Raw genomic sequence first — 23258 nt, 5'->3', positions numbered from 1 at the left:
CACTGATCAGCGGCCTCGGCCCTGTGATCACCTCGCTCTGACCGCCCGCCCAAGCTCTGTGACAAGGACCCACCCGTGAACACCTTCCGCCGCGCCGCGACAGCGGCCACCGCCCTCTCCGCGACCGCGTTCGCCCTGCTCGGGTCCGTGACCCTGCTGACGTTCGGGACCTCCGTACGCGAGATCTTCAGCCTCACCATCGGCATCGGCGCCTGAACCGACGCCCCACCAGGCCCTGACTCGGCGGCGGAGTCGGCCGGACCCTCAGTCCGGGAACGGCCGGTTCGCCGCTTGCCCGCCCGCGCGTATGGCCGTCACGCTCCGAGGCAAGCGCACCCTTCAGGCAGGGTGCGGCGTCGGTGCTGGGAGCGGTGCTGGTGGTGGCCGGGCTGGTCGGAGGTGGGGCGGGGCGGGCGTCCGCGGTCGTCGGCGGGACGGATGCCCCGGCGGGCGTGTACCCGTACCAGGTGTCGGTGCAGTCCCAGAACTCCACCGACTGGGCCAGAACATCAACGCCGGCCACCTCTGCACACTCGACAAGGCCCCTCCCAAGTCGGCTTGCCTGGGCGACAGAGGCGGCCCGCTCGCCCAGAACGGCCGGGTGCTCGGCATCGTCAGCTGGGCCACTCCGTCTGCAGTGGCCGGTTCCCCTCCGTCTGCACCAACGTCGCCGCCCACCGCCCCTGGATCACCGGCAAGACCGGAATCTGACACCCCTCACGCCGTCCCCGCTCCATGTGTCCCCGCTTCCCGCTCCGCCCGACCGGGTGGAGCGGGCGTGGCGGCGTTCCTCACTCGCGGGCGGGATCGTCGGCGGGGAGGGTTTGGCATACGGTCCCACCCACCCGTCAACGCAGTCGGTGTACCCGTCCCGTTCTTGAGTGAGAACGATCTCTCAGAGCCGGACAACGGACACCGCGGCGGGGTATCCAGCTGTGTCGCGGAGTCGGGACCATACGCCGAACCCTCCGCACGGGCGATCCTCTCTGCGGGCGAGAGCCCTCCGCGCGCTGACATCCCGGGAGCGGAGGCCCCCGACACAGCCTGCTCCGCCCGGGCCGGGGCGGGGCGTTCACGAGTCGACCGGCCGGCGGGTCCACCAGCACAAGGATCTTCCGCCGCACCGTCGTCATCGGCGTGTGACCTGCCGGGCCGTGTTCGCGGGCCGACCCGCCATCCGCGGTGGACCGGCCGTACCCGTTGGCCGGGTGCGGCCGGTCCGTCGCTGTGTGGGCCCCGTCCCGCGCGCGGTCCGGCTGGGCGGGGGCGTCGGTGTCCTCGGTCCGGGTGTGCCGGGTGTGCCGGGTCAGTCTTGTCCGGGGAGGGGCGGGCGGACGGCTCCTTCCTCGGCGGTGCGGTCGAACGCTCCGGGGCGGGCGAGGTCGGTGAGGAGTTCGTCGATGAGGTCCCGGGTCACATGGGGCATGACGTAGACATGGCTGTAGTCGTGTCGTTGTCCGTCACGGCTGAGAGGGACGCAGGCCAGGGTGTATTTGGCGGTGATCTCGGTTCGGGGCTGCTGGAACCAGATGCTGAGCGCGTGGTCGCCGTGTCCGACCTCGATGCCGTCCTCCGCCCAGGGTTCCTCGCGTTCCCGGAGGGTGGCGCTCAGTTCCCTGAGCCGGGCGGCGGCGTACTCGGCGACGTGCAGGGATTCGGCGGCCTGCCGTAGCTGTTCCTCCTCGCCGAGCCGCGCGAGGTGGTTCCACATGGCGAGGGAGGCGAAGCCGCTGCGGGATCCGGCGAAGGTGCTGTCCGGTGAGGAGACGACCGCCGGGTCGGAGGGCGGGCGCAGCTTGGATCCGGCGCGGGAGAGGTAGATGCCGGTGGGGACCGGGGCGCCCGGGTATTTGTGTCCGCTGGTGACGATGGAGGAGACCTCCGGGATCCGGAAGTCGAAGACGGGCGGGGCGCTCTTCACCAGGCCGCTGTCGCGGGCTTTTTCCAGGTAGGGGGCGTAGGCGCCGCCGAGTGCGCCGTCGACGTGGACCCAGTAGCCGTTCCGTACGCTGGTCCGCTCCGGGTCGTCGGGGTCGAAGCGCACCGTGCGGTCGACCAGACCGTATCGCTCGAAGACCGGCCGGAGCCGTGCGCAGGCGGTTTCGACATCGTCGTACGCGCCCTTGAAGACGCTGCCGACGTTGAAGTTGACGAGGACGGGGTGGCCCTTGGCCGCGAAGAACTCCACGAGCGGGACGAGTGCGTCGATGTCGACCGTGCCCGGCCCCTCGTCGCCGCCGGTGGTGGGGACGCCGCCCAGGGGCCAGCCGTTGTACGTCCGCGTACCGGTGCCGGACAGGTCGATCGGGCACTGGCCGGGGTAGAGGCTGCCGCCGAGGTCGTAGAAGGTCGGGATGTCCAGGACCCGCATGGCCTTGATGTGGGAGTAGTGGGTCTCCTGGGAGAAGAAGGCCACGGGGGAGTAGGCGTTGGGGTTGTCGTCGGGGTGCTGGGCCCGGACGTAGGTGGTGCGGCAGCTCGCCTCTCCGGAGATCTCGTCGCGGACGAGGGCGTTGCCGTCGAGGTAGTCGCGGGCGTTCCACAGGGCGTAGAGATTGCCCTCGGTGCTGCCCATGGACAGGACGTAGCCCCAGGCGTCGTCGTTCCGGGGGCGGGCGGGGTCCTCGGGCAGCCGGGCGTGCCACAGCCGGGCGTAGTGTTCGAGGACCGCGCGCTCCAGCCAGCGGGAGTGCAGGCTGAAGCGGCTGTCGACGAACGGGTCCCCGGCATTGTTGATGTGGTGACGCAGGAAGCGGCCGAGGGAGGCATGGCCGTCGAGGGAGAGGTTGACCTGGTAGCCGAGCATCCGGACCCGGTGCCGTTCGAGATGCTCCTCCAGCCGGTCCAGCACCTCCGCCCGGCGCTCGTGGGTGAAGGGCTCGGCGCCCAGACGGAAGTCCGCGTCCGACAGCGGCGGTAACGGTGCCCCGGTCGCGCCGGGGATTGTGTCGGTCATTGCGGTCGTGCCCTTCGATGTGGTGGGAGTTGCATGAAAGCAGAGAGTGCGACGACCTGGTGGTGAGTGAAGGGATCGGGAGGACTGGCAGCCGGTCGTCCCGACGGGATCCGGATCAGGCCGTCGGCCGGTGGCGGCACCCGGCTGGGCGAGCGACACGTTCACAGGACGCTTCACCAAGTACTGCGTGACTGCGTAACGAAGGAGCGGTCTACGCCTGCGCGGCGCAGACGGGCGCGGCGGCGACGCAGACGATGACGCTGTCGGCGTTGTCCGTCTGGTCGGGGTCGCTCTCGCTGCCGGTCACGGTGGCGGTGTTGGTGACCCGGCCGGGGGTGGTGGCCTTGGCCCGCAGGGTCAGGGTGGCGGTGGCGCCGTGGGCGAGGGCGCCGACGGGCCATTGGCCGGTCGCCAGGTTGTAGGCCCCGGTGGAGGATTCGGCCGAGAGGAAGACGAGGGAGGCGGGGAGCTGGTCGGTGACGGTGACGCCGGTCGCCGGGTTGGGGCCGGTGTTGCGGACGGTGATCCGGTAGGTCACGGTCTGCCCGACGGTGACGCTGGTCGCGTCGGCGGCCTTGGTCACGGTCAGGTCGGTGGTCGGGCGGACGTCGACGGACGTCTGGTTGGAGGTGGCGGTCAGTTGTTCGGGGGTCGCCGCGAGACGGTTCTCATAGGTGGCCGAGGCCGTGTTGGTGATCCGCCCGCCGCCGCTCGCGGTGTTCACGGTGACCTTGTACTCCACCGTGGTCCCCGTGGGCAGGGCGGCGGTGTTGGCCAGCGCGCCGCCCTGCGTCGCGGAGGCGCCGGTACCGAGCCGGAAGACCACTCTGCTGCCGGTGGCGTCGAAGTTCGCCTGGTCGTCGCCGCTCTGGTCGGTCTTCGCGCCGGCGTTCGGCCCGTCCACGATGCGCAGGGAGCCCGGCAGGAAGGTGGTGCCGGCCGGGACGGCGTCGGTCAGGACGAGGGCCTCGGCCGCGTCGCCGCCGGTGTTCGTCGCCCTGACCCGGTAGGTGAGGACGCTGCCGACCTCCACCGGGCCTGCCGGGGAGACGGTCTTCTCAAGGGCCACGACGGGGGCGGTCCCGAAGAAGACCCCGTCCAGGAAGTTCCCGGCCGCCGGGCCCCCGGCGGCGGAGACGGAGCGGAAGGCGAAGCGGGTCAGGGTCTGGCCCGCCGGGACGGTGTAGGTCCCGGTGTAGAAGCCCCACGCGGTGTTGCCGTCGCTGAAGGTCCGCTGCTGGACCACGGCGCCCGGCGCGCCGATGTCCAGCGCCATGACATCGGTGCCCGCCCGCCCCCGGTGGTACAGCTTCCAGTAGAGCTTGGTACCGGGGGTGGTCGGCAGGTCCTGGTAGAGCGTGGACACCTGATGGGCGTTCAGCTCGGCGAACTGGGTGCCCACGGCCGACGGGACGCCGTCGTGGCCGGAGCGCCACAGCTCGACCAGATGGTCGGTCGCGGTGGTGATCCAGCCGGGGACCTTCCTGGCCTGTGACTGGGTCGAGTCCGGCAGGATCTCGAAGCTGGCGTTGAGGACCGGCTCTTCGAAGCCGCCGTTGACCAGGGCGACCCGGAGCGGAGTGGCGGGAGGTGTGGTCACAGTTCTTCCCCTTGTTCGGCGCTGCTGGGGGGGGGTGTGTCCGGATGGCCGGACCACGGGCACGGCCCCGGCGGAGCCGGGACCGATGGAGGATCAGAGCACAGTCGGAGAAGTACGAAAAGCGACGCTGACGGCTCCTCGCCAAACCACCCGCACCGGTTTGCCGGACGGCTTCACCGATGCCGTCGCACAACCTTCTCCCTTCGTGCTTCACCCCCGTCACCCCCGTCACACCGGGCGCACTTCTGACTGCCGCCCCTCTCTCAAACGCCCGGAAACATCCCCGCGCCCCTCCTTGAGCGCCCCTCGAAAGAGTGGTTTGCCGAACGCCGGGCCGGTTCCGGAGCGCACCCCGCCGAGGAGCCCGAGCCCCCCAAGACCCCCGGAGCCCCGAAAGGCCGCCCACGGCGGCGGGATCGTACGGATACGGATATGGCTGTCGGCACTGGGGCGACGCCGGCCGGGAGGCGAGATCGAGTTCGCGGGGCCGGTCGCGGCTTCGTCCCGGTCGCCGATGATGGCTTCCCCTGTCTCGCCGCCCAGGGAGGAGCGGGGTGCTTGCCACGGATTCGTGTCGCGCGAGTTGAGGCGAGACGATTCGTCTTGTTATGGTGAGGGTATGGCTTTCCTCTTCTTCGTCTGAGTCCGGGCACGGCCGATGCCGCCGTTACTGCTGTCCGTAGACCCTTCGCATGCCCAGGGAAAGCCCTATGCGCGACCGCGCCCCCACCTCCCTGCCCACCGCCGTCCCCGCTGTGGCGCAGCTGTCCGTCAAGTCCGTCACCAAGTCGTATGGCACCCGGACCGTTCTCGACCAGGTCTCCTTCACCGTCCGGCCGGGCGAGAAGGCCGCCGTCACCGGCGAGAACGGTTCCGGCAAGTCCACCTTGCTGAGGCTCCTCGCCGCAGGCGAGATGCCGGATGCCGGGGAGGTCACCGTCCGCTTTCCCGGCGGCACCGGTCACCTCGCCCAGACCCTCGGCCTCGATGCGGGTCGCACCGTGCAGGATGCCGTCGATCTCGCTCTGGCAGAACTGCGCGATATGGAGCGAAGGCTCCGTGAGGCGGAGGAGTCCCTCGCCGACGCACCGGACGAGGAGCTCGCCGCGTACGGCGAGCTGTTGATCGAGTACGAGGAACGCGGCGGCTACGAGGCGGACGCACGGGTGGATGCCGCCATGCACGGGCTCGGGCTGGCCCGGGTCGCCCGGGAGCGCCTGCTCGGCTCACTGTCCGGTGGCGAGCGGGCGCGCCTCGCGCTCGCCTGCGTCCTGGCCGCGGCTCCCGAACTGCTGCTCCTGGACGAACCGACGAACCACCTCGACGCGACGGCCGTGGGCTGGCTGGAGGAGCACCTGCGCGCACACCCCGGCACCGTCGTCGCGGTCACCCACGACCGCGGCTTCCTGGAGCGCATCGCCACCACGATTCTGGAGGTCGACCGGGACGAGCGCACCGTGCGCCGGTACGGCGACGGCTGGGCGGGCTACCGCGCCGCGAAGGCCGCCGCCCGGCGCGGAGCCGAGCAGCGGTACGCGGACTGGGTCGAGGAGGTGACCCGCGCGGAGGAACTGCTGGAGGCAGCGGGCAGGAGGCTGGCCGCCACCGGCCGCGACCCGAGGCAGGGCTTCGGCAAGCACCGCCGCTCCAGCGAGGCCAAGCTCGGCGGGCAGGTGCGCTCGGTGCGGGAGCGCCTGGACCGGCTGCGGCGCGATCCGGCGGCAAAGCCGCCGGTACCGCTCCGGTTCACGACGGCGCTGCCGTCGGCGGCCGGCGGCCCGGTCCGGGGCGCACTCGCCGAGCTCGACAACGTACAGGTCGGGGACCGGCTGCGGCTGGACGGGCTCCTGGCGATCGAGCCCGGAGGACGTCTCCTCGTCACCGGCGAGAACGGCGCGGGCAAGACGACGCTGCTCCGCGTCCTCGCGGGCGACCTGGAGCCCGACGCGGGCACGGCGTGCCGGCCCGCCCGGATCGGCTATCTCGCCCAGGAGCTGCCCGCGCACGCCACGCGGCTGCCGCTGCTCGCCGCGTTCGCCGCCCGGCGGCCCGGACCGCCGGACGAGTACGCCGAACAGCTCCTGTCCCTGGGCCTGTTCCGTGAGCAGGATCTGCACGTCCCGGTCGCCGCCCTGTCCGTGGGGCAGCGGCGGCGGTTGCAGATCGCGACCCTGGTGACCCGGCCCGCGGACCTCCTCGTCCTCGACGAGCCGACCAACCACATCGCACTCGACCTGGTCGAGGAGCTTCAGACGGCGCTCTCGGCGTACCCGGGGGCGGTGGTCGCGGTCTCGCACGATCGCGGCTTCCGCGCGCGTTTCGAAGCCGAACAGCTGGAGCTGCACGCCGGCCGCAGGCGCTGACCCGGTTCCGCCCGCCACCGCCCTGAATCGCTCACATCCATCAATCCATCAATCCACTGAAACCAGGGATCCATGACCACCTTCCTGACACCACAACAGCACGCCGATCGCACCGGCGCCGCCGTCGCGGCGGCCGTCGCGGCCGGGCGCGGGCTCGGCCTGACCGTCACCGATCCCACGGTGCTCCACGACGTCTTCTCCGTCGTCGTCCACCTTGCCCCTTCGCCGGTCGTGGCCCGGATTCCCACCGTCCTGCCCCGCCCGAACGACCTGGCCGCCATCGCGCGCCGCCAGCAGGACGAGCTGGACGTCGCGCGGTGGCTGGCCGGTCAGGGAATTCCCGTGATCGCGCCCAGCCCTCTCGTGCCGCCCGAACCCGTGCGGCGCGACGGGTTCTCGATGACCTTCTGGCTCTTCGTCGAGGAGGCCCGGGGCAAGGAACCCGACTACGTCGCGAACGCCGAGAGCGTCGCCGACCTCCACGCGGCGCTGCGCGCCTACCCGGGCCGACGGCTGGAGTTCCTGTCCGCGGCCGACCCGCGGTTCATCGCGGACAGCCTCGCCCTGCTCGACCGGCACCCCGACCTGATCGGAGCGGCCGAGCTCGACCGCGCCCGACGTGAATGGCGGATCCTCGAACCCCTCGTACGCTCACGCGGCGCCTTCGAGGCCCGGTTCCCCGGCATCGACCTCCAGCCCATCCACGGCGACTCCCCGCCCGCGAACATCTTCAACGCGGTGGACGGCGACCTCTACGCCGACTTCGAACTTGTCACACTGGGGCCCATCGAGTGGGACCTGGCCGCTCTCGGGCCCGAGCACGAAGCCGCGTACAACCGCGGCGCGCGACGCAACGGCACCAGGCCGCTCGACGAGGAGGTCCTCGCCTTCGTCAACGCCCTGGCCATGCTGAGGGTCATCGCCGCCCTCTCCCTGGTCCCGCAGCTTCCCCGACTGATGGAGTACCTCAAGCCTGCGGTCGAACACTGGAAGACGACGCCCTTCGCCGCAGGCATCAGCGGCTGACACCAACGCGAGGCCCAGCTCAAGGGCGGAGTGCGAACGTCTGCGCGGCAACCGTCCCGGCACCGGCACCGGCACCGGCACCGGCACCGGCACCGGTATCGCCGAAGCCGAACGGTCTCGATGACCGTGGCGGTGGCGCCGTTGTCGCTGGTGGGCGGGCGCACAGTGGTGCAGCCGACCAGGACGTCGCCGAGGTCGATTACGCCACGTGAGAGTCCCGGGCGGCACGGAGGCGCGACCTCAGGTCCGCGGCCTGGGTCAGCAGCTCCTCGTACCGGGTGCGCGAGGCGCGGATGTCCACGTACGGCGCGGGCAGGGGCCGGGGTCGGCGCCCGGGGCGGGAGATCACGATTCGGTAGGCGCCGTGGCCCCGGCTCGTCCGCTCCTCGACCGTAATGTCAGATATGTCGTGCCAGGCGTATGTGCGACGGGAGAGCAGGCGCCAGGCGTGGATCCCTCTCTCGTCGACGGTGGTCCGGCCGAGGCTCACCCGCAGGATGAAGGGGGCGACCGCCAGCCACGCCAGTCCCAGAGCGTGGAGAAAGTCGGGTTCGGTGCCGCGCAGCAGGCGAATCAGGGAGAGTGCGCCCCACAGGAGGAGTGCGGCCGACACGATCACCGCGCGCCGTGCTTCCCGGTTGCGGTAGACGATCGGTTCCACGCTGCTGCTTCCTCATTCGACCCGACATGGAGACTTACACCCATTTATTGGGTTGAATATGGGAATTATACGCAGTGTCGGCGGCCGCTCCGACAGCGGCAGCCGTCCGTTCAAGGCCTCTCGGTCACGGCGACGCGGTGGAAGCGTCGCGGTGCACAGTGTTCGTCCGCTGCGCTGTCAGCTCCTGGATCTCCAGGCAACGGCCGGCGTAGTAGGTCGCGAGCTCGTGGTTGTCGAGGTAGTCGTCGAACCCGACGCGATACGCGAGGGTCAGTTCGACCGGCGAGGGTTCGTCGTCGAAAGGCCGGCTCGCGCGGATGGCGTCGAGGATGTGCGGCATCGCGTACTGGAATCGCAGGCCGCTGCGGATGTAGTGGGACAGGCCGTCGATGTCGCGCACCTCGGCGTCCTCGGCACTCGCCCCGGAGTAGATCGGGCGGGTCGCGTTGTCGTAGCGGAAGATCTCGTTCAGTAGTGGTCTGTGCTGTTCGGGGGCCTTTGGCAGGATCGCCTCGTCCCACCATCGCTGGAAGACCGGAGCGAACCGCGGGTCGGCGTAGAGCTTGTGCAGCGACTCGACGATCAGGCCGGAGTCGGTGAACTCGCGGCCGTGGCCGAGCAGCTCGGCGACGGCGGGATCGGTCGAGTCCTGGAACCAGTCCGACAGGAGCAGCAGTACGGCGCTCTGGGTGAGTCCGGCGAGCTCCCGCAGTGGCACCCAGATGTGCCGGAAGTACATGTTCTCGCTCATCATCCGGGCCCAGAACATGAACCGTTGCATCATCGTGTTCTCCGCGACCGTGACGGTGCGGTTGGCGAGAACGTACTCGAAGTCGTCGTTGTCGCCGCGCACGGTGACGAAGCCGTGCTCCTCGCGGTTCTCCGTGTAGTTCGTGTTGGGCAGCAGCAACAGTGGGTAGACGGCGATGCGGGACACATGTTCGGACAGCCTGTCGTAGCCCGTCAGGAAGGAGTCGACCGTCTCACCCGGCGCGCCCCAGATCAGCTCGGCGTAGGCGTCGAGTCCCTCCGACGCGAGCCATGCCGCCAGGTCCTTCCACTCGTTGAGCCGCATGTTGCTTCTGCCCATGTCGCGCAATGCCGTGTCGTCCAGTGTCTGGAGCGCCACGGTGAACGAGCTCTGGAACCCCTCGGCCTTCATCCGGCGGATGATGTTGTGGAACGTCTTGGACTTGTTCTTCGCCCACGACGTCTCCAGCGACTGCGGGAACCCGTATTTCTCGCGCGTCCTGACGAGGTCCTCGACGAACTCCGCGTCCGGCTGTCGCATGCCGAAGTTCGAGTCGCACAGCACCACCGTCGGAATCCGGTGATAACCGAAGAGGTCGAGTTCCGCGCGCAGCCGCTCGCGGGAGAAGTCGCGCATTCTCTGGCCGACCGCGCCACCCCAGTAACAGAACGAGCACTTGTACGGGCAGCCGCGGTTGGTCTCCATCAGCGCGACGTCGTAGGGGAACCGGCCGTTGTGGTCGAGCAGTGGGATGGCCCCGGTGAGGAATGGCGACGGAATGGTGTCGAGGTCGTCGATGCGCGGTGCCTCGGCGGTGGTGTGGACCGTGCCTTCCTCGTCGCGGTAGGAGATTCCCGGCACCTGTGCGAGGTCGTGCGGCGGCTTCTCCTCAAGGGCGGCGAGCAGCAGATCGCGGAAAGTGAACTCGCCCTCGCCGTTGGCGACGACGTCGACCTCGGGGAAGCGCCGGAAGACGCGTTCCGCCTGGTGCGCGACGTGTGTTCCGCCGAAGACGACCCAGCCGTCGGGGCGCACCGACTTGTAGGTCTCGGCGAGCGCGCCGAACTGGTTGAAGTTCCAGCCGAAGACCGAGAAAGCCAGCACGTCCGGCACGACCCCGGAGAAGATCGTGCGCGCCATCGAGCCGAGCGATTCCCCGCCGCGGAAGTTCTGTATTCTCACGTCGAACTCGGGCCCCACCAGGGGATCGGCCCGTGCCGCGGCGGTCAGATAACCGGCGGCGAGCGGCATCGATTCCTTGGGCATGTCCCAGGCGCCCTGTTGCACGATCAGCGCGCACCGGTGCTTTTCCCGTGAACGTGAACGTGGTCGTGGTAACGGAAATATGGACTGGCTCACTTTTCTGCCCCTATGCCGCCAGGCCGCCAGGTTCCCGCGGCGATTGCACGCCGTACACCGTGCGAAATGTGGTTGTCCAACTGGCTACGACGTTCGAGGGAGCACCCGCTCGGCCTCCTTCGAGGGGACGCCCCGGCCCGCCCGTGCGGGAGGGCCGGGGCGGTTGTGGTCAGATGCGGTAGCCGAGGCTGCGCAGCTGCTGGCGGATCGCCTCGTCGTCGGCCGTGGCGGCGCCGCTGGTCGCGGTGCCCGAGTCGGCCGGAACGAGCGCGACTTGCTCCTCACGAAGGTTCTCGTTCACTGGTACTCCTTTCCTTGCTCCGGTGTTCATTCCTGTCCGGTCGGACAAGCTCGGTGCCGCCCTTAAGGTGGCGGCATGGATGGCGACATGGACGACCTGACCTACGACGCGACCGGTACGCCGGCGGTTCGGCTGCGCCGGTGGGAACGGTGCTGGCCACCGGACGACCCGCATGCCAACTTCAAGTCGGAGGTGGTCGACTACGGGCTCCTCGATCCGCTGGAGACCGTGCGCGGCATGTCCCGGAACCTGGACATCCCGGTCGGCGCGATCGTCCGGTATGTGCTGGCGAAGTGGGCCACCGGCGGCAGCGGCGGCCTGCTCGAACTCGGGCCGGTGATGGTGCCGCGCCTGTGGGAGCCGATCGCGGCCGCGGAGGAGGCCGACTCCGACGAGCAGCGGCTCGCGGCGTACCACCAGCTCCGGCAGATGATCTCTTGGCTGAAGGTGCCGCTGGACGACCCCACGGTGTATCCGCCTCAGTATTCGGCCGAGTGACCGGCTCTCAGCGCTCACGGCGCACCACCCCGACCACACAGCCGATCCCGCCGGCCGCCCGCAGATACTCGCCGATGCCGATCTCGTCGACGGCCACACCCGCCCGCTCCAGCGTCCGCCGGATTCCCGGGCAGCCGGCGGGCATCAGCACCCGCCCCGGCGCGAGCACCAGCAGGTTCATCCCGCGCCGTACCAGCAGTTCCTCGTCCGGCGGCAGTGCGATCACCCGATAGCCGTACTCGGCGAGCAGCGCCGTCAACTCCGGTGGGGCCGCCGCGCGGTGGATGACGGCGGTGGACGAGTCGAGGAACACCACCGTCCCCAGCAGATGCTGTACGCCCGGCGCCAGCGGCACCGTCACCACCCGCGCCCCCAGTCCCGCGACCGCAGAGGCGACCTCGGCCGCGCCGGCCGCGTTCGTGCGGAACCCGGTACCGACGATCACCGTCGACGGGTCGATCCACAGCGCGTCGGCGCCCTCGAACACGGCGGTGCCGGACACCGTGCGCAGGATCGGGAACCCGGCCCCGGCCAGTGCGAGCGCGGCATGCCGTTCCTCGCCGGCCCGCTGTGTCGACGCCATCCGCGCCAGCACCGCCCCGGCCGGGGTCATCCAGAACAGGTCTCGCGCGAACACCACGTTCGGCGTGGCCGCGGGGGACGTCAGGTGTACCTCGACCTCGTTGTCCCGCAGACGGTCCGCCAGCGCGTCGCACTGCGCCCGCATCGCCGGGAGATCCACCGGCCCGAGCATGAGCGAGGCTTCCGGCCGTCGCACCGCGGCGATGCTGTCCGGCGGGCGGACCAGCAGCACCGACCGCAGCGCGGCCGTCTCCGACCGGTACCCGCACGGCGCCCACACACCCCCGGCAGCGACTTCGTCCACATGCGACGCCGTGCGGGGGACCCACCCCGGGCCGCCGTGGGTGCTCGGCTCAGATCCAGTGCTCGTCACGGGCATAGCCAAGCCTCTCTGCCATCGCGAGCACGTCGGCGCTCAGCGCGGACCGGATCTCCTCTTCCCGCGCCCGCCACCGGCCGGGGCGTGGTGCGGCGGTGGCGACGGTGGAGGCGATGCCGTCGGTCGCGGTCCGCTTCAGCGGTCCGTCGAACGGGATCCCCAGCCAGTCCGCGATCCGCTCGACGGCGTCCGCGCGGGTGTGCGGTCCGCTGATCAGGTCCTCGAATCGCACCGTGTGATCCGCCCCGTGCGCGAGCGCCGCACGGTGACTCGACAACCACTGCTGGGCGCAGACCCGGGGCAGGGCGGCGGCGGTGTACGCGGGCCAGCAGGGCGGCAGGTCGAATTTCCACCAGTGCCGGTCGGCCGGCCGCACATCGGCGTATCCGGCGATGCGCAGCGGCCGGTCCAGCCGGTACGCGTGGAACCCGTGGTGCAGCCACCCGTCGACCAGGCCGTTGATCGACGCGGCCGGGTTCCTGGTCAGATGCAGCACCCGCAGGCGCGCGTTGGGGAACACCGCCCGCAGGAAGCCGAGCCGGTAGGCGTTGCCCGGCGTCTTGATCACCAGTGGTTTCGTGGCGAGGTCGTGTTCGTCCGCGGACCGCCACGGACGGGGGAGGACGAAGGGCGGCTCTTCGAGTAGTACGTCACCGGGCGGCCCGGCCGGTCGTGGTCCCGGTGACTGCCCGGGAAGGTCGTAGTACCACGGGTTCACGCCGGCCATACCGATCAGGGCCCGCGCGAACCGGGGGAGATCGCGGTCCAGTACCGCCTCGGCGGTCCGCACCAGGTCGAGAGGGTCGAGGTCCAGCCCCGGCCACTGCACGACCAGCCGCCACGCCGCGTCCACCGCCAGGTTCTCCACGCCGGTGCCGGGAGAGCCCGCGTCCAGTGCCAGTTCCGCCTCGAACAGCGCCCGGGACCGTGGCCGGAGCCCGTGCCAGTGCGCCGCGTCCAGCGCGTCGGATCCGGTGCCGCTGTGCGGGTGGTCGAGGCCGACCAGCCGCAGCAGCGGATTCAGCTCGGCGCGCAGATGCAGCAGGTGCGGCGAGGACCGCAGCAGCTCGGCGAGCATGCTCGACCCGCCCCGCGAACTCGACGCGACGACGACGAGATCGCGCACCTTCGCGCGGAAGTGCGGCACGGGCGTGCCCCGCAGCGGCCGCAGCGTCTCCAGCCCGCGCACGACCTCGGCGACCGGGCGATCCACGGTGCGGCTAGGCATGGTCGGGCTTCCGTACCGAGTACACACACCAACGCCACCGGTCGCGCACCGAACCGTCCGGCAGCACCTCGAACGGGTGTACGTCGCGCACTTCGCGCGGCGCGTCGTAGTAGAGGCGGTAGATCTCCTGCCGGTTCGCCGGTGTCGTCTCGTGGGTGTCGATCCACCGGTCGATCGACTCCCACAGGAAGTACTCCTCCATCCGCACATCGGTGAAACCGCCGCCGGTGAGCAGCGCCCGGAAGTCCTCCTCGCGGAACATCTGGTACAGCAGCGGCTGTTTCTTCTTGAACACGCGGAACATCCAGAACGCGTCCACGTCCGCGTACGGCACGATCTGCCCGACGATGAACTGCCCGCCGGGCCGCAGCACACGGAAGATCTCCGACACCGGCCGCTCCGGCTGGGGCAGCAGATGCAGCACCTCCCGGGTGACCACGAGATCGAAACTGGCGTCGGGGAACGGCAGGTCGTAGACGGTGCCCTGGTGTACGACGTCCAGCCGGGCGGCGGCGAGCGCGGCCATCTCCGGGGTGAGGTCCAGCCCGACCATCTCGCCGACCCGGCCGCGGAACGCGCCGCCGACGACACCGCTGCCGCAGCACACGTCCAGCATTCGCGCGTCCGGCTCCACCGCGCACAGCTCCGCGTGCTTGCCGAGGAGGTCCTCGTCGGTGAGCCAGGCGCACGAGTCGTGCCAGTCCTTCGAGCGAATCCCGAACTGTCGCTGGTAGACCGCGTAGTCGACCTCGACGGCCCGGGTCCGGGAGCGGGCCGTCCGCCCGGCCAGCCGGGCGGCGAGCCTGGCCCGGCTCGCGTCGACGGCCCGTTCGGCGATGCGGCGGGCCAGCTCCGGGTCGGCCGCCAGCGCCCGCCGCGCCTGCTCGCTGACGACGTCGAACACCCGGGCGCCCGCGTCGTCGTTGCGCAGGGTGCGTTTGGTCTGGCCGTCGAAGCGCGCGTCCGGGATCCGGATCGCGATCACCGCGGTCAGCCCCTCCAGGATGTCGACCACGGTCATCTTGTCCGCGGCCGGGCCGAGGTGGTCGGCCACCACCCCGGCCAGCGCGCCGCGCAGGGCGTCCACATGCGACCCGCCCAGGTCGGTGCGGATGGTGTTGACGTAGCTGAAGATCTGCTCCGCGTACCCCTCGGTCCACTGGACGGCGGCGTCGATCACGCACCCGTCCCCGGCCCAGGTGATGGTGGTCGGCTCGGCGTGCACCTTCTCGGCGTCGTGGGCGCGGTACGCGAGCAGGCCCCGCACCCCGGTCGTCTCGCACAGCGACTCGTGCCGCCCGGTGCGGTGGTCGGTGAGATCGACCCGCAGGCCCGGGTGCAGATACGCGATGTCGAGCAGCCGGGCGTGCACCAGGTCGGCGTCGAGCACGCACGAGGAGAAGATCTCCGGGTCCGGGCGGAACCACACCCGGGTGCCGCGGCGGCCGCTGTCGCCGACCCGCTTGAGCGGGGTCTCGACCGAGCCTTTGGCGAACGACTCGCTGTGGTGCGCGCCGTCGCGCCACACATCCAGCCGCAGCCACTGCGACAACGCGTTCACGCAGGCCAGACCGACGCCGTGGAGCCCGGCCGAGGTCGCGTACGAGGAGTGGTCGAACTTGCCCCCCGAGTGCAGCGTGGTGAGCACCAGCTCGCACGCCGGGATCCCGGCCTCCGGGTGCGGGTCGGTGGGGATGCCCCGGCCGTCGTCGGTGACCGAGCAGGAGCCGTCGCTGTGCAGCTCCACCGAGATCGCGCCGCAGTGCCCGGCGGCGGCCTCGTCCACGGCGTTGTCGACCAGTTCGAGCACCAGATGGTGGGCGCCGTCCGAGCCGGTCGACCCGACGTACATCGACGGGTTGCGGCGCACCGCCTCCAGCCCGGAGTAGACGGTGATCGCCTCGGCGGTGTAGTCGGTGGTCATGGCGCTCCGTTCCCGGCGAACCGCGGCTCGGTCAGCCCGGTGAGGGCCTGCTCCAGCCGGTTCACGTGCGTCTTCTTCAATGTGCACAATGTCTCCAGCCAGCTCGCCAGATCGGCCACCCCCTCCATGTGCGCCCGCGCCGCCAGGCCGGGGTAGCGTTCGGCGGCCTCCCCGAGGTCGCCGCTGATCGCCGCGGCGAGATTGCGGCGGGTGTCGCCGAGCGCGTGGCCGCTGCCCGGATCGTCGCCGCCCAGCAGGTCGCGCAGCACATCCAGGTGCCCGTGGGCGGCGCAGGCCACACTCTCGGCAAGCTCGCCGAACACCCGGGCGGCCTCGGTGTGACCCTCGATCTCGGCGACCCGTGCGAAGTAGGTGTACCGCGTCGCGGTGGCCGCCTCGGCGAGGAACGCGGCCCGCACATCGCCGGCGAGTGACTGGTCCGGTTCCATGTCAGACCCTCGTTCCCGAGGCGACCACGAACAGCATGTGGTCGGTGATCCGCCCGTTCGTCTCGGCCACCGCGTGCCGTGCGCGGAACGCGGGTGACGCCCTTCCGTAGCGGTCCCGGATGGCCTCCCGCGCGTCCTCGCCGATCGCGCCGTTGTCCGACCACACGTCCACGTCCTCCACCGACACATACCGCTCGGACCGCACCGGGTCGCACCCCGCGCCGGCGAGCAGGGCCTCGACATCGCCGGGCCGGAAGAAGTGCCGCCGGGCCGGGTTGCGCAGCCGCAGGATCTCGAAGTACTCCTCGCGGTCGTCGTCGCCATAGGCGCACAGATGGGTCAGCACGATCCGGCCGCCCGGCCGGGTCACCCGCACCATCTCCCGCACCGCGTCCGGCAGTGTCATGAACTGGATCCCCTGACGGCACACCACGATGTCGAACGTGCCGTCACCGAACGGCAGCTTCTCCGCCGGGGCGATCACCAGTTCGTCGAGCGTGCCGCGCGCCTGCTCGGCCATCTCCGGCGTGATGTCCACGCCGACCAGCCGCCGCACCCGCCCGGCGAACAGCCTCGACACCAGTCCGGTGCCGCACGCCACGTCCAGGACCGAGTCGCCCGGTCGGGGCTCGGCCGCGGACAGCATCAGCTCGCCGAGCGCGTCGTCGGTGCACCATGAACTGGACCGGTCGTAGGTGCTCGCGCGGTCGGCGAAGTGGGTGCGGACGCTTCCCGTTTCGTTCATCTGCTCTCTCCTGCCAGGAACAGGGCGCGGCCCGGCGCCGCGCGGCGGCGCAGCCGACGGACGGTGGCGTCGCGCCGCCAGCGCCGGAAGTGGTTGCGGTCGGTGCGCAGCGATCGCGCCTCCACCGCCAGCCGCACCGCGAAGCCGCGCAGCACGACACCGAGCGGACCGGGAGCCGGTTCGTCCAGCGAGGATCTGTCGAACGGATAGCGAAGCGCCTCCATCGCCCCCGCGGCCACGCTCTCCACCTGCCGCCGCTCCCGGTCGGACAGCCCCCGCCGGTGGGCGCCGATCCTGGCCGTGGTGATCGGGTCGCCCGCCGTGCGCCAGGACGCCGACAGCGACGCGGTGACCCGGGCGTTGCCGCTGAGGTGGTGCGCCAGCATCGCGGGCTCGACCGCCTCACCGATGAAGTCGCAGATCGCCCGGATCTCCCGGTCGGGCGCGGACACCAGATCCTCGTACCGCACCAGACGCACCACTTCCGGCCCCCACCGCTCCAGGGCCGCGCGGGCGAGTCCCTGTTCGGCCGCCCACCGCAGCGCCATCCGGTACGGGTGGCAGTGGCCGAACACGGCCCGCTTCGCCGACGCGGCCACATCGCGGGGATCGCGCACCAGCCACAGGAACCGGGCGTCCGGGAGTTCGGCGAGCACCTCGTCGACGTGCTCGACCATGAAGGTGCTCTTGCACCCCCACCGGGCCGCGCCCTCCGCGACGCGGTACTGGTCGTAGATCGCCGACACCACCCCGAACAGCGACGGGCCGGCCGCCTCGGCCACCGCGGCCCGGTCGATCGCATGCGGCCACGGGTGGATGTGGTTGCGCAGCAACCACATCGCGTCGCCCACCATCGCGTCGACATCGCCGTTGTACGGGATGCCGGACAGATACCGCATGAAGTGCGGCGGATGCGGGACCGCGATCCGCGAGTGCGCGTCGAGCACCAGCCGCAGCAGGTTCGACCCGGAGCGCTCGGTCCCGATGATCAGGATCGGGCCGTCCTGAGCGGACACCGGTCAGACCCCGACCGAGAGCTTCTTCGCGCCGCAGTCCATCAGCGTGCTCCCGACTGCGGCCACCTCCGGGTCGGCCACCTTGTCCAGGGTGTACTTCTCGGAACCGGGAACCAGTGGCGCGGCGGCGGAACTCCACTCCGTGCGCCAGCCGGTCCCGGCGTACGACGTCGACCGCTCGGTGCCGTCGGCCGGCTGCGGGTGGAAATACTGGAAGTGCTCAGGCCAGTGCCGGAAGTCCATCACCGGGCCGGGCTGATAGGCGTCGTACACCCGCTTGTAGGCGTCCCGGCAGACCTGCTCGGGCAGCCCGCTCACATTCAGGAACTCGTCCTCGTGCAGCGCCTGTTCGACCGACAGCCAATTCAGATGGTCGATCTCGGTGCGAATCAATTTGTTCCGCCGCGCGTCCTGGTACACCGTCGTACCGGGCATGGCCGACAGATATTTCACCCGGGTCACATGGTTGTACTGCTCGGCGAACTGCACCATGTGCGACAGGGACTCCTCGGTCTCGTTCGGCAGACCGACGATGAGCAGCGAGCCGAATCGCACGCCGCCCTCGAACGTGGTGCGCATCGCGCGGACGGTCAGGTTCTCGCTGCTGCCCTTGCGGGCCTCGCGCAACACCTCGGGGCCCAGCGACTCGACGCCGTACAGGATGATGTCCGCACCCGCGTCCCGCATCGCGTTGATGCGCGGTACATCCATGTCGGCGCACCGGGTCAGACAGGTCCACCGCAGATCGTGCTGGGAGATCACATCGCACATCTCGATGGTCTGGCCGCGGTGCGAGCTGAACGTGAGGTCGACGAAGAAGCAGAAATCCACGCCGTACTGGGTCTTCAGCCAGTCGAGGTCGCGGTCCATCTTCTCCGGCGACTTCGCCCGCACCTGCGGGGTGGTGCGATAGCAGAACGAGCAGTCCATCTTGCAGCCGCGGCTGTAGGACGAGATCACCTGGGGCTGCATGCCGAGCGGCGACCGCGACTGGGGCCACAGGTCGAGCCGCATTCTGGGCAGCGCGTCGAGATCCATCATCTGGCCGCGCGGCGGCGTGCGGCGTGCTTTCCCCTTCTCGTCCCGGTAGCAGATGCCCTTGATGGTCGGGAGATCCTGCTGCCACGAGCCGCGGGCGTAACTCTCCATCAGCTCCAGGATGGTGATCTCGCCCTCGCTGATCACCGCGATGTCACAGTCGGTGTCCGACATGAAAATCGCCGGAACGGAAGTGACCAGCGAGCCGCCGCAGATGATCGGTATGTCCGGGTGCGAATCGCGGACCATCGCCATCAGCGCGCGGCAGAACGGGAAATTGTCCTCGAAGGTGCATATACCGAGCACATCGGTGCCTTCGATGATCTGCTCGTACGCCGCTCGCAGCGGGTTCGGGGTGTAACGGACGTCGACGATGCGCACCGGGTAGCCGGCGTTGTGCAGCACGGTCGAGATGTATGTCGCACCCTCGTACGGTGAGGTGAGGAAGAACTCCCAACCGCGCGGCATGGTGAACGGCGAGGGCCCGACGATGAGGGTGAACCTCGGAAGTGTGGGATCGACCGGCACCGGTTCGGCGTCCTGGTTGCGCATTTGCTCGATGTAGCGCTGGTCGACGGTGCCGTTCGCGTCGGCGTACAGCTCCAGGGCCAGGGATAACTTGCGCGCCATGTGAATTCTCCCTCGCGTCACGGTCGTGGGCGTTCCGCCAGGTAACTGTATTGGCGGGAGGTGCTGTTCGGCACTGGTGTTCATAACGCGCTGTTTCGTCGTTGTCGTACGCGCAGAGCCCGTTGCTAGCCTTCGGGGCCGCTGGCGTCGACAGAGGAATACAGAGGAATCCCGGTGACCACACAGCCGAACATCCTGTTCATCTCCTTGGACACCGTGCGCGCCGACGTGGCCTATTCGGGGAAGTACCCCGGCCTGGAGCGGCTGCGCGCGAGCGGGGTCAGCTTCACGCAGGCGATCTCGTCGTGCCCCCTGACGCCGGTCAGCCACGCGACGGTGTTCACCGGGCTCCAGCCACCCCGCCACGGGGTCAGGCACCTGTTCCGCGAAGCGCTGGACAAGCGGGTGCCGACGCTGGCGGAGTGCCTGTCGGCGGCCGGGTACACGACCGGCGCGGTGGTGTCCTGCCCCGGCCTGAACCAGTGGTACGGGATCGACCGCGGGTTCGACTTCTACGACGACGAGATCCCGCTGCTGCCGGACGGCCGGGACCCGCTGTCGGTCGGCGACGTGAAGCTGCGCGGGCTGGCGCTCAAGCGCGCGCCCCTGGTGGTCGAACGCGCCACCGACTGGCTCGGATCACTGGACGGCTCCGGACCGTTCTTCCTCTTCGCGCACTTCTTCGACGCGCACTGGCCGTACGAGCCGCCGGAGGACGTCGGCGTCGAGGTGGCGAACCCGTACGAGGGCGAGGTCGCCTACACCGACCACTACGTCCAGCTCCTGCTGCGCCGCATCGCCGAGATGGGCCACGACATCGAATCGATGCTGGTGGTGTGCTTCTCCGATCACGGCGAGGACCTGGCCGGGTGGTACCCCAACGACCACGCCGGCGACCTCGGCCACCCTTACGAGGAGGGCCACGGCTGTCTGCTGTTCGACGCGACCCAGCATGTGCCGCTGGTCATCAGCGGCCCCGGGGTGCCGGCGGGGATGAGCGTGGACAGCCAGGTGCGGCTGGTCGACATCATGCCGACGGTCCTCGACCATCTCGGGCTGGACCCGCGGTCCTCGGACGGCGCCTCGCTGACCGAGTTCTTCGCGGACGGCACCGGGGCGTCCCGCGAGGCGTACTCGGAGACCTACTTCCCGCAGGAGCGGGCCGCCGCCTCGGACGACTACCCGGACCTGAAGGCGCTGCACGCGGTGCGCGCGGACGGACGGAAGGTGATCTGGGAGGCGGACGGGCGGCGGGTGTGGGCCTACGACCTCGCCGACGATCCTCACGAGCTGGGCGGGCGGGTCCTCGTCTCCGATGAGGACGCATGACGACAGCGGTGACCTCGAAGCCTCGTTCGGTCCGCCGGGTGCTGATCGCGAGCACGGTCGGCACCGCCATCGAGTGGTACGACTTCTATCTGTACGCGACGGCGTCCGCGCTGGTGTTCGGCCCGCTGTTCTTCCCGGGATCGTCGACCGCCGGCGGTGTGCTCGCCTCGTTCGCCACCTACGCGGCCGGGTTCGTCGCGCGCCCGCTGGGCGGCCTGCTGTTCGGCCACTTCGGCGACCGGGTGGGCCGCAAGTCGATGATGGTGTGGACGTTGCTCATCATGGGCATCGCCACGTTCGGCATCGGCCTGCTGCCCACCTATGAGACGGCCGGCGTCCTCGCGCCGGTCCTGTTGGTGACACTGCGCGTCGCGCAGGGCATCGGCATCGGCGGCGAATGGGGCAGCGCGGTGCTCCTCAGCACCGAACACGGCCCGCCCGGACGCCGGGGCTTTCTCAGCAGCTGGCCCGCGATGGGCTTCGCGGTGGCGCTGTTCGGCAGCAACCTGACCTTTGTGCTGATCTCCAAGCTGCCCGAGGAGGACTTCCTCACCTGGGGGTGGCGGCTGCCGTTCCTGGCGTCGAGCGTCCTGGTCGGCATCGGCATCTGGGTCCGGCTGGGGATCGAGGAGACACCGGAGTTCGTGCGTGGCCGTGCGGAGAGCCGCCCCGCCCGGGTGCCGGTGCTCATGGTGCTGCGGCGGTGGCCGCGCCGCGTGGTGATCGGCATTCTCGCTTCGCTCGGCACCGGGTCGGTGATCGCGATGTTCACCGTTTTCCTGGTGGCGCACGCGGCGAAGGCCGGGCCGGAGGCGCGGTCGACCGTGCTGACCGGGCTGATGATCGCGGCCCTGGGGGAGTGCGTGACACTGCCGGTGTTCGGCGCACTGTCCGACCGGTTCGGCCGCCGGCGGGTCATGATCTTCGGCTACGCGGTCGCGGTGGCGGCGATGATCCCGGCGGGCGCCTGGCTGGCCTCGGGCGATCTGACGCTGGTCGCCCTGGTGTTCATCCCCGCGCTGACCATCGCGCACGGCGCGATCTACGGTGGCCTGGCGGCGTTCCTGGTGGACCTGTTCCCGACCATGGTGCGGTTCTCCGCGATCGCCGTGACCTACCAGGTAGGCGTCACGATCTCCAGCTTCTTGCCGCTGGTCGCGGTCGCGATCACCGGCGGCTCGTCGGCGCTGCTTCCGGTGGTCGCGCTGTTCGCGGTGGTCCAGCTGGCGGCGGCGATCGCCGTGGCGTGCGCGCCGGACTCACGCGCTGACACGGACCTGCCCGTGGACCTGGCCGCGGACCCGGCCGGCGAGCGCCGACCAGTCGGCCGCGCAGTCCATGGCGAGGTCGGCGACGACCGGTGACCAGCGCTGGGGGACGGCGGCGGCGAGGCGGTCCCACTGCGCGGCGTCGAGGGTGCTGGCGTCGAGCAGCCGCAGAAGCGCGCGGCCGATCTCGGAGCACCGCAACGACGGATCGGCGCGCAGCGAGAGCAGGAACCGGTTTCGTTCGGCGCGAGGCGTGCCGTTGGCGCCGTTGTCACCGCCGGTGTTGTCGCCCGGTGCGTTGCTGTTTTCCGCGCGGTTTCCGGTGGAAAGGCGATGCCTCGGCGGAATAGGATCCTCGCCGCGACGCATTCTTTCCCGGACATCCCGGGCGGTGCCGACCGATATTCCGGCGATTCGGGCGATCTCCCGCAACGAAAGATCTGGGTTGTTCGAGATCGCCCGACTCGCAATCATGCGTCCGTGGGAGGCGTCGAGTGGCCGTACTTTCCCGTCGCGGCCGAGACGGGTGTTCAACTGAGTCATTTCGCCGGTTGCACACTTCCGAATCGCGGCCACCGTCTTGGTGGACAGTCCGGCTGTCGACGCGATCAGACGGTCCGACAAGTGCGGATGCGACGAGAGGATCCGGGCGGCGGCGGCCGTGCGGTCGGCCAGCGTCAGCGGCAGCCCCTGGGTCACATTGACGCTCACGGCCAGCACGAACGCGTCCTCCTCGGTGCCGTCGACGAACCGTACGCCGATGGTGGCGTCCCCGCGCAGCTTGGCCGCGCGCAGCCGGTGCACGCCGTCGATCACCCGCATGGTCGGCCGGTGCACCAGGATCGGCGGGAGGTCGTCCGAGCACTGCGCGAGCGCGCTGACGTGGTCGGGACTGGAGCCGGCGACCCTCAGGAGACTCGTCTCGGTCACCTGGTCGACCGGCACGGACGCAGGCGGCGCGTCCATTGATCGCTTCGTACACGGCGATGTCTCGCTCATCCGAACTCCTCCAGATGGCCAACCCATTTCCGAGCACGACTCGGGCGCGCTCGGCAGCGCGTAATTGATCAAGTCTCAGGAAGCGGCTGAAAGATACCGGCCAGGTTATGGTGTCGAACAGGCCGACGGAACGAAATTTCCATGAGCAAGTTCTCA

19 protein-coding genes and 1 pseudogene are annotated in these 23258 nt (G+C 70.3%); 7 read left to right on the top strand and 13 right to left on the bottom strand.

Annotation, left to right across the window (positions count from 1 at the left end; genetic code table 11):
- The first annotated feature begins 75 nt into the window (after positions 1–75).
- Both IE247_RS16330 and IE247_RS35005 read left to right on the top strand, forming a co-directional pair.
- Complete coding sequence (locus tag IE247_RS16330; protein WP_190123861.1) at positions 76–216, top strand: hypothetical protein; 141 nt, start codon at positions 76–78, stop codon at positions 214–216.
- A gap of 91 nt (positions 217–307) precedes the next feature.
- Positions 308–586: pseudogene (locus IE247_RS35005) on the top strand (hypothetical protein); the annotation flags it as partial.
- 720 nt (positions 587–1306) lie between these two features.
- Here the strand turns inward: IE247_RS35005 and IE247_RS16320 are convergent.
- On the bottom strand, positions 1307–2956 hold the full coding sequence (locus tag IE247_RS16320) for a PLP-dependent aminotransferase family protein (protein WP_190123860.1): 1650 nt from the start codon (positions 2954–2956) through the stop codon (positions 1307–1309).
- Positions 2957–3167: 211 nt separating this feature from the next.
- Positions 3168–4556 carry an isopeptide-forming domain-containing fimbrial protein gene (locus IE247_RS16315; protein ID WP_190123859.1) on the bottom strand — a complete coding sequence of 463 codons (1389 nt, stop codon included), beginning with the start codon at positions 4554–4556 and terminating at the stop codon, positions 3168–3170.
- A 710-nt stretch (positions 4557–5266) separates the two neighbouring features.
- On the opposite strand from IE247_RS16315, the gene IE247_RS16310 reads away from it, so the two are divergent.
- Together IE247_RS16310 and IE247_RS16305 are read left to right on the top strand one after the other, a co-directional pair.
- Positions 5267–6919 carry an ABC-F family ATP-binding cassette domain-containing protein gene (locus tag IE247_RS16310; RefSeq protein ID WP_190123858.1) on the top strand — a complete coding sequence of 551 codons (1653 nt, stop codon included), beginning with the start codon at positions 5267–5269 and terminating at the stop codon, positions 6917–6919.
- A 72-nt stretch (positions 6920–6991) separates the two neighbouring features.
- Positions 6992–7945: an aminoglycoside phosphotransferase/kinase family protein gene (locus IE247_RS16305; RefSeq protein ID WP_190123857.1), complete on the top strand. Its 954-nt coding sequence runs from the start codon at positions 6992–6994 to the stop codon at positions 7943–7945.
- Positions 7946–8144: 199 nt separating this feature from the next.
- On the opposite strand, the gene IE247_RS16300 is transcribed toward IE247_RS16305, so the two are convergent.
- From IE247_RS16300 to IE247_RS34745, 3 genes are all read right to left on the bottom strand, one after another.
- Entirely contained in the window at positions 8145–8606 is a 462-nt protein-coding gene (locus tag IE247_RS16300; protein WP_190123856.1) for a hypothetical protein, read from the bottom strand.
- Positions 8607–8730: 124 nt separating this feature from the next.
- Positions 8731–10644, bottom strand: coding sequence for a KedN5 family methylcobalamin-dependent radical SAM C-methyltransferase (locus tag IE247_RS16295; RefSeq protein ID WP_190123855.1), 1914 nt, complete (start codon positions 10642–10644; stop codon positions 8731–8733).
- Between the two features lie 241 nt (positions 10645–10885).
- Positions 10886–11017: a hypothetical protein gene (locus tag IE247_RS34745; RefSeq protein WP_268247200.1), complete on the bottom strand. Its 132-nt coding sequence runs from the start codon at positions 11015–11017 to the stop codon at positions 10886–10888.
- Positions 11018–11092: 75 nt separating this feature from the next.
- Here IE247_RS34745 and IE247_RS16290 point away from each other — a divergent pair, with 75 nt between their 5' ends.
- Complete coding sequence (locus tag IE247_RS16290; protein ID WP_190123854.1) at positions 11093–11515, top strand: DUF6027 family protein; 423 nt, start codon at positions 11093–11095, stop codon at positions 11513–11515.
- Between the two features lie 7 nt (positions 11516–11522).
- Here the strand turns inward: IE247_RS16290 and IE247_RS16285 are convergent, their stop codons facing one another.
- The 7 genes from IE247_RS16285 to IE247_RS16255 are packed head-to-tail and all read right to left on the bottom strand — an operon-like array spanning position 11523 to position 19506.
- Positions 11523–12401, bottom strand: coding sequence for a dimethylarginine dimethylaminohydrolase family protein (locus tag IE247_RS16285; RefSeq protein ID WP_229869152.1), 879 nt, complete (start codon positions 12399–12401; stop codon positions 11523–11525).
- Between the two features lie 49 nt (positions 12402–12450).
- On the bottom strand, positions 12451–13704 hold the full coding sequence (locus IE247_RS16280) for a sulfotransferase family protein (protein ID WP_190123852.1): 1254 nt from the start codon (positions 13702–13704) through the stop codon (positions 12451–12453).
- Positions 13697–15628, bottom strand: coding sequence for a methyltransferase domain-containing protein (locus IE247_RS16275; protein WP_190123851.1), 1932 nt, complete (start codon positions 15626–15628; stop codon positions 13697–13699). Before IE247_RS16275 ends, IE247_RS16280 begins: the two co-directional genes overlap by 8 nt.
- Positions 15625–16077 (bottom strand): rubrerythrin family protein, encoded by a 453-nt coding sequence (locus IE247_RS16270; RefSeq protein ID WP_190123850.1) that lies wholly within the window; start codon positions 16075–16077, stop codon positions 15625–15627. Before IE247_RS16270 ends, IE247_RS16275 begins: the two co-directional genes overlap by 4 nt.
- Position 16078: 1 nt before the next feature.
- Entirely contained in the window at positions 16079–16822 is a 744-nt protein-coding gene (locus IE247_RS16265) for a class I SAM-dependent methyltransferase (RefSeq protein WP_190123849.1), read from the bottom strand.
- Entirely contained in the window at positions 16819–17838 is a 1020-nt protein-coding gene (locus IE247_RS16260; RefSeq protein WP_190123848.1) for a sulfotransferase family protein, read from the bottom strand. The genes IE247_RS16265 and IE247_RS16260 overlap by 4 nt, the downstream gene beginning before the upstream one ends.
- Before the next feature lie 3 nt (positions 17839–17841).
- A complete protein-coding gene (locus IE247_RS16255) occupies positions 17842–19506 on the bottom strand; it encodes a B12-binding domain-containing radical SAM protein (RefSeq protein WP_190123847.1) in 1665 nt (554 codons plus the stop codon).
- A gap of 174 nt (positions 19507–19680) precedes the next feature.
- Here IE247_RS16255 and IE247_RS16250 point away from each other — a divergent pair, with 174 nt between their 5' ends.
- Together IE247_RS16250 and IE247_RS16245 are read left to right on the top strand one after the other, a co-directional pair.
- Entirely contained in the window at positions 19681–20835 is a 1155-nt protein-coding gene (locus IE247_RS16250; protein WP_190123846.1) for a sulfatase, read from the top strand.
- The gene (locus IE247_RS16245) at positions 20832–22199 is read left to right on the top strand and encodes an MFS transporter (protein WP_190123845.1); all 1368 of its coding nucleotides are present in this window, start codon (positions 20832–20834) and stop codon (positions 22197–22199) included. Before IE247_RS16250 ends, IE247_RS16245 begins: the two co-directional genes overlap by 4 nt.
- On the opposite strand, the gene IE247_RS16240 is transcribed toward IE247_RS16245, so the two are convergent.
- A complete protein-coding gene (locus IE247_RS16240; protein WP_190123844.1) occupies positions 22095–23102 on the bottom strand; it encodes a ParB/RepB/Spo0J family partition protein in 1008 nt (335 codons plus the stop codon). The genes IE247_RS16245 and IE247_RS16240 overlap by 105 nt on opposite strands.
- Positions 23103–23258 lie beyond the last annotated feature (156 nt).

It is taken from the genome of Streptomyces inusitatus, assembly GCF_014651115.1.
GTDB lineage: Bacteria > Actinomycetota > Actinomycetes > Streptomycetales > Streptomycetaceae > Streptomyces > Streptomyces amakusaensis.
The sequence above is the reverse complement of the archived record's forward strand: the minus strand, read 5'-3'. Positions and strand labels throughout refer to the sequence as shown.